Origin of the sequence: Cytobacillus sp. Bac17, from assembly GCF_024519925.1 — a bacterium.
Lineage (GTDB): Bacteria > Bacillota > Bacilli > Bacillales > Cytobacillaceae > Cytobacillus > Cytobacillus pseudoceanisediminis.
Genome location: NZ_JALJRC010000016.1, coordinates 109,987 through 116,181 on the forward strand (window position 1 = coordinate 109,987; position 6,195 = coordinate 116,181).

Consider the following 6,195-nt stretch of genomic DNA (forward strand, 5'->3'; position numbering starts at 1 on the left):
CTCAAAATAGGTGGGAGCCTCCTTGATACTATTAGACTACATTGTCAATCTCTCTATTTTTTCATTATTGGTCAGTGTGCCTTTAATTCTCCGCTCGTTTATCAGTCATAAACCGCTCAAGGACCTGCATCTTTTGGGCGGCATTTATGCAGGAATTATTTCTGTCATTCTTGTGGGGTTATCTTTTAACGAGCAGGGTTATTCCTATGATATTCGTTATGCCATTCTGATTTTGGTATTTTCCTATTTAGGGCCAGGGGCAGGGATTATTACCGCAATTATTGCTCTTGTCACAAGGCTTGCAATCAGTGAGAATTGGCTGCCTGCCATAATAGGGTTATTGCTTATTTTGATTGCTTTTACAGTCATACATAAATATTGCCGCCAACATAAGGCAGTTAGAAAAACGGCCATATTATATGGTGTGTATTGTGCCATTTATATTATAACGGTACCGATAATTTTTAATGTTTTTAGGGACAGCCCGATTTTTCACCTGCAATATATTCTGTTTGTGGGGCTTGGTGTCATTGTTGGGAGTTTGCTGATTGAATCCTATGAACGATTGATTCGAATCATCACAGAAAAAAAGCGGATGGAAAAGACGCTGGAAGAAAGTGAATCTAAATACCGGCTAATCGCTGAAAATACATCAGACCTAATCGCAGTTATGGACAGGGATCGCAGTTTAAGTTATTTATCTCCGTCTCATGAGCTTGTATTAGGATATGAAGTAGCAGAATTGCAAAATATGGAAGTTGATTTTGTTATTCATCCAGATGAAGCGGAGTATTTTCAGGCAGGCATGCAAAGGATATTCGAAAATAATGAGCGTATGGCAATGGAGTTCCGCCTAAAACACAGAGGAGGCCATTGGATTGAATTTGAGTCACGGTGTATGCCGGTTGAGGGTGAAAATGGTGTTATCGAGCATGTTGTCATGATTAGCAGAGATATTTCTGAGCGAAAAAAAGCAGAGGAATTTCTTTTGCAGTCTGAGAAACTATCGATTGTCGGGGAGCTTGCAGCCGGGGTTGCCCATGAAATCAGAAACCCGCTTACAACCATCAAAGGGTTTCTGCAGCTTTATAAGAGCGGCAATAGCCAAATTAATGCATTGCTGCTTAGCGAACTGGAGCGCATTGAAAATATCACCACTGAAATGCTTTCGCTTGGAAAACCGCAGGCCATTCAAATGGACACGGCTAAGTTAACGGATATTATAGAGAATACAGTCGAGTTATTATCCCCCCAGGCAAATATGAACGGTATCCAGTTCAAGCTGAATTTTGCAGATGGTGACTTTTTGATATCATGTGAAAAAAATCAAATCAAGCAGGTTTTTTTGAATATCTTAAAAAACGCCATGGAGGCTATGGAAAAAGGAGGGGATATTGAGATTTCCCTCAAGGATAATAATGAAGGGGAATGTATTGTCTCCTTTCAGGATCAGGGATGCGGAATACCTGACGAATTTCTGCCGAGACTGGGAGAACCTTTTTATACACTAAAAGAAAAAGGGACTGGTCTGGGACTTATGATTTGCCATAAGATCATTAAGCAGCATCATGGCAGCATCGTATATAAAAGCAAGATTGGTGAAGGTACTTTAATAGAGATTACATTGCCGCTTTTAAGGCAGAAAATTCGTTAGACAAATAAGAAAAGACGAGGAGTCTGCTGCTCCTCGCCTCTTTTATTTAGAAATCAAAGTTGTCAGGATCTGGTCCAACGCGTAAATGTTCATCTAAAGAATCAATCAATTCCATGTCCTGCTGAGATAGTTCAAAATCGAATAAATCTGCATTTTCTTTGATGCGATGAGGCTTTGTTGACTTAGGGATGACAATAATGCTGTTTTGCAGGTGCCACCTTAGGACAATTTGTGCAATGGATTTTCCATGTTTTTCAGCCAGTTCCTTAAGGATCTCATTTTCAAATAATCCGCCCTGCATTAGTGGAGCCCACGCTTCAATGTGCATATCATGTTTGGCGGCAAAGGCGCGGAGTTCAGTTTGAGCCAATTTAGGGTGCAATTCAATTTGATTAATCATTGGTTTGATCTCAGCTGTTTTCAATAGATTTTCTAAATGGCTGATCTGAAAGTTGCTGACGCCAATCGTTTTGATTTTACCTTCTTTATATAAGTCTTCCAATGCTCTCCAAGTTTCTGTGTATTTCCCCTCAACAGGCCAATGGATCAAATAAAGGTCAAGATATTCAAGTCCCATTTTCTCCAATGAGGTGTTAAACGCCTTAAGTGTTGCTTCATAGCCCTGGTCGGAATTCCAGACTTTTGAAGTGATAAAGAGTTCCTCTCTATTAATGCCAGACTGGCGGATGGCTTCTCCCACCCATTCCTCGTTGCCATAGATGGATGCTGTGTCGATGCTTCTATATCCAATTTCAATTGCCGCTTTTACAGCGGTTATTAGTTCTTCTTCCTTTTCTACTTTAAATACGCCAAGGCCAACCATGGGCATTTTAACTCCGTTTGCAAGTGCTGCAGTACTTGATAAAGATAGATTATTCATATAAGACACTCCTTAATTAGTTAGTTTGTTTGTTTTGTTTCTCAAGTTTTTTTAGCCATCCCGTCAGAAATACGGCCCCAAGCACCATTACTCCGCCTATCCACGGTGTGTGAATTAAGCCAATCGAGTCGACGATCAGTCCGCCTGCAAATGAGCCGATAGCAATTCCGATGTTAAAGGCAGCGATATTTAATGCAGAAGCAACATTGACAGCAGAAGGAACATATTTCTCTGCCAGGTTCACCACGAGAATTTGAAGGCCGGGCACATTCATGAAAGCAAATAAGCCCATTAGGAAAATAGCAGCAAGACCAAGAATTTTAAAAGGTGCTGCAAAGGTAAGCAGGACAAGAATAAAGGCTTGCAGAGCGAACATCCAAAACAATGCTTTTAATGGATCCCTGTCTGAAGCTTTTCCGCCAAGGACATTGCCTATTGCCACGGCCACTCCGTAAGCGAGCAGAATGATACTGACCCATTTTGGGCTAAACCCTGTTACATCTTCGAGAAGCGGAGTCAGGTAGGTAAAAGCAACGAATGTTCCGCCGTATCCCAATGCGGTAATGCTAAAAGCTAAAAACAGTTTTCCGCTGCTTAGAATTTTCAGCTGTTCACTAAACTTAGAAGCTGGTGCTTGCTTAAGGTTTTTGGGAACAAGTATGGCACTGGCGATAATTCCAATTACCCCAAGCAGTGCAACTCCCAAAAATGTGGCTCTCCAGCCAAATGTCTGCCCGATAAACGTTCCGAGCGGTACACCTGTCACGGTTGCAACAGTCAAACCAGTGAACATAAAGGCTATCGCACTGGCGCGTTTGTTCTCTGGAACTAAATCAGCGGCTATGGTCGAGCCTATTGAGAAAAAGATTCCGTGTGAAAATGCTGTAATGAAACGTGCAGCCAGCAAAAGGGAAAAAGAGGTAGACAGGGCTGCGACAGAATTTCCGATGATAAACAAAACCATTAATGACATGAGAAGAAACTTTCTGTTCATTTTACTTGTCAAAGCAGTTAGTACAGGTGCTCCAATGGCAACTCCCATGGCATAGCCCGAAATCAATAAACCTGCTAATGTAATGGAAATTCCTAAATCACCTGAAATGGTCGACAGCAGCCCAACAGGCACAAACTCTGTGGTGCCAATTCCGAATGCACTGATTGCGAGTGCAAGCAGGGCAGGAGTGCCGCCTTTTTCTTTTTGTGCATTTATAGCAATAGAACTCATTGGCAATGAATCCTCCTTATATTTAAAGTATGGGATGGAGCAAAGACATTATAGCCAGGCGCCTTGGCCATACAGTCTTGATGAAAGATATTATGGAGCATGCCAAACACGGTGAACAGTACGTACTTTAAAGTAATGCAGGTACTAAAAAGTAACCTATGGTCAATTTCACCATTTTGTTTTATGCTTCCTTATGCTATTATGGATGGCATGATTCGAAATGAATAGTACGCACTTTAAAGTAATGTAGGTACTTTTTAGTGCCTGCCAAACAGAGGGGGAAGGAAATTGGCTTACAATATTCCGGTAGAAGCTACATTAGATGTGATTGGCGGGAAGTGGAAAGTTGTAATCATGTGTCATTTAATTAAAGGTGAAAAACGTACTAGCGAGCTTAAGCGGCTTATGCCTGGGATTACACAAAAAATGCTGACTCAGCAGCTGCGCGAACTTGAAGCGGATGGCGTTGTAAACCGTGCTGTTTTTGATCAAGTTCCTCCTAAGGTTGTCTATTCATTAACAGATTATGGATGGTCACTTCGCCCAATCCTGGATGCAATGTGCAATTGGGGGGAAGGACATATTGAATTAACAGGCGGAGAGCTTGTAGAACAATAAAAAACAAGGACTCGTATGCTTAAGGCAAACGAGTCTTTTTTATGTGGCAGAGCTATTTACTCTTTATTTGTTCGCGGATGCTCTCAAGCTCCTCAAGCGATAATGAGCCAAGTGATTTCTTTATTTCTTCCTCGATTTGTTTCTTATTAGTTTCCCTGTATTGGTCCCACCATTCCCGAAGGCCTTCCGTATTTGCAAGCAAATACTCGATATCGATTTCTTCCACCTCATCATCCGACAGATAATTCAATACAGCAGCTAACATTCGATTCAGCTTGCTGACCTCATTTTCACTTTTTTCATTTGCACTTGATGATTCTGCAGTATCTTTTTTGCTCTCATCATCTCTGCCTTCTGCAGCTGCTTTCTTTGGCATGAATTCACCCCTTTCTATTGCAAATAAGATTTGCAATTAGTATTGCCTTAAAAAATTTAATAAAAAACTGAACGTTATATATTAGTAAGCGTCTTATATGTAAAGTCGCTGCATAGGGGTGCTGATAATGAAAGAACGTGAGATTGATTTTAAAACAGATGTAAACCTCAAGGGAACAGTGAGCCTTCCGAAGAAGTCAGAAGGGAAATTTCCTCTTGTTGTTATATTTCATGGCTCAGGTCCAGTCGACCGGGATGGCAATGCAAAGGTTATGCAGATGAATGCTTATAAGTTGCTTGCTGAGTTTTTTGCTTCCATTGGGGTGGCTGTCCTCAGATATGATAAGCGGGGAGCAGGAATAAGCGGCGGTGATTTTTATGAAACAGGAATGTGGGATTTAGTTAATGATGGGATAGCCGCCGTGAAGGCGGCACGAGAGCTGCCGGAAATCAATCCTGAAAGAATCTTCCTGCTGGGTCATAGCGAAGGATGCTCCTTAATTCCTCCTATTAATAGGCAGGCAGATGCTGCGGGAATAATCCTGCTTGCCGGTAACGCGGATAATGTCAGAAAGGCTTCTGAATTACAAGCAAGACTGCTGGAAGAGGAAGTTAATGAGATGAAGGGAGTTAATGGTGTTCTTCTTCGTGCTTTAAACGTTCATAAAACTGCTGTCTCCAAACAAAAGAAGGTTTTCGATGAATTGATGGGATCGGAGAAGACGGTGATGAAAAAAGGATTTACAAAGATTAATGCAAAATGGGCACGAGAGCATTTTCAATATAATATAAAAGAAGATTTGGCCGCGATTACATGTCCAGTTCTTGCAATTACCGGGAAGAAAGATGTTCAAGTAAATCCTGATCATGTGCATCTTTTTGCTGAAAAAGTGAATGGCCGGGCTGAGAGCTATAATGTGCCGAAGATGAACCATCTCCTTAGGGACCAGGAAGAAGAAGCTTCCATAGTTAAGCTGAAGTCAATTTATAAAGGGAGTCTTTCAAAGCCATTGAGCGCTGAAATGCTGAACATAATTGAAAATTGGGCTAAAAGCTATATTCTATAAAGAAGAGAAGCTGCATGTGCGCAGTGTAGAGAAATTTATTGTTCATGCAAATTTTTTTATAAAGTATTGACTTCGGCGTCTATATTATTGTAAGATAGTTTTTGTCGCTTAGAGGTATTCACAAATCGGCGGCAAATATAAGCTTTTAAACTGTTTGAACATCAAACAGAAAAAAATAAAAAAGATTGTTGACTTCTTAAAGTGAAGATGGTAAGATTAATTTCGTTGTCACTTCGAAAGAAGTTAGCACATTAGTTCTTTGAAAACTAAACAAAACAGAAACGTCAACGTTAATTCTTTAGTCTTTTTTGAAAAGACAACTTATGAGCTTAATCAACTCTTATATGGAGAGTTTGATCCTGGCTCAGGACGAACG

Annotated in this window: 6 protein-coding genes; 3 read left to right on the plus strand and 3 right to left on the minus strand. The window is 40.8% G+C overall.

All coding sequences use genetic code 11. From position 1 onward, the window contains the following. Positions 1-22: 22 nt before the first annotated feature. The gene (locus NR125_RS18155; protein ID WP_009335866.1) at positions 23-1,654 is read left to right on the plus strand and encodes an ATP-binding protein; all 1,632 of its coding nucleotides are present in this window, start codon (positions 23-25) and stop codon (positions 1,652-1,654) included. 46 nt (positions 1,655-1,700) lie between these two features. Here the strand turns inward: NR125_RS18155 and NR125_RS18160 are convergent, their stop codons facing one another. Continuing rightward, the gene (locus tag NR125_RS18160) at positions 1,701-2,534 is read right to left on the minus strand and encodes an aldo/keto reductase (RefSeq protein ID WP_009335865.1); all 834 of its coding nucleotides are present in this window, start codon (positions 2,532-2,534) and stop codon (positions 1,701-1,703) included. 16 nt (positions 2,535-2,550) lie between these two features. Continuing rightward, entirely contained in the window at positions 2,551-3,759 is a 1,209-nt protein-coding gene (locus tag NR125_RS18165; protein ID WP_009335864.1) for an MFS transporter, read from the minus strand. 288 nt (positions 3,760-4,047) lie between these two features. Here NR125_RS18165 and NR125_RS18170 point away from each other — a divergent pair, with 288 nt between their 5' ends. Beyond that, entirely contained in the window at positions 4,048-4,377 is a 330-nt protein-coding gene (locus NR125_RS18170) for a winged helix-turn-helix transcriptional regulator (RefSeq protein ID WP_009335863.1), read from the plus strand. Positions 4,378-4,429: 52 nt separating this feature from the next. Here NR125_RS18170 and NR125_RS18175 read toward each other — a convergent pair whose 3' ends face one another. Continuing rightward, positions 4,430-4,753: a hypothetical protein gene (locus tag NR125_RS18175; RefSeq protein WP_009335862.1), complete on the minus strand. Its 324-nt coding sequence runs from the start codon at positions 4,751-4,753 to the stop codon at positions 4,430-4,432. A gap of 127 nt (positions 4,754-4,880) precedes the next feature. On the opposite strand from NR125_RS18175, the gene NR125_RS18180 reads away from it, so the two are divergent. Then, complete coding sequence (locus NR125_RS18180; protein WP_009335861.1) at positions 4,881-5,819, plus strand: alpha/beta hydrolase; 939 nt, start codon at positions 4,881-4,883, stop codon at positions 5,817-5,819. Positions 5,820-6,195 lie beyond the last annotated feature (376 nt).

Bases quoted from the DNA above. Each gene is read 5' to 3' on its own strand.
- NR125_RS18160 (WP_009335865.1), bottom strand. From the start codon at position 2,534: ATGAATAATCTATCTTTATCAAGTACTGCAGCACTTGCAAACGGAGTT.
- NR125_RS18165 (WP_009335864.1), bottom strand. From the start codon at position 3,759: ATGAGTTCTATTGCTATAAATGCACAAAAAGAAAAAGGCGGCACTCCT.
- NR125_RS18180 (WP_009335861.1), top strand. From the start codon at position 4,881: ATGAAAGAACGTGAGATTGATTTTAAAACAGATGTAAACCTCAAGGGA.
- NR125_RS18175 (WP_009335862.1), bottom strand. From the start codon at position 4,753: ATGCCAAAGAAAGCAGCTGCAGAAGGCAGAGATGATGAGAGCAAAAAA.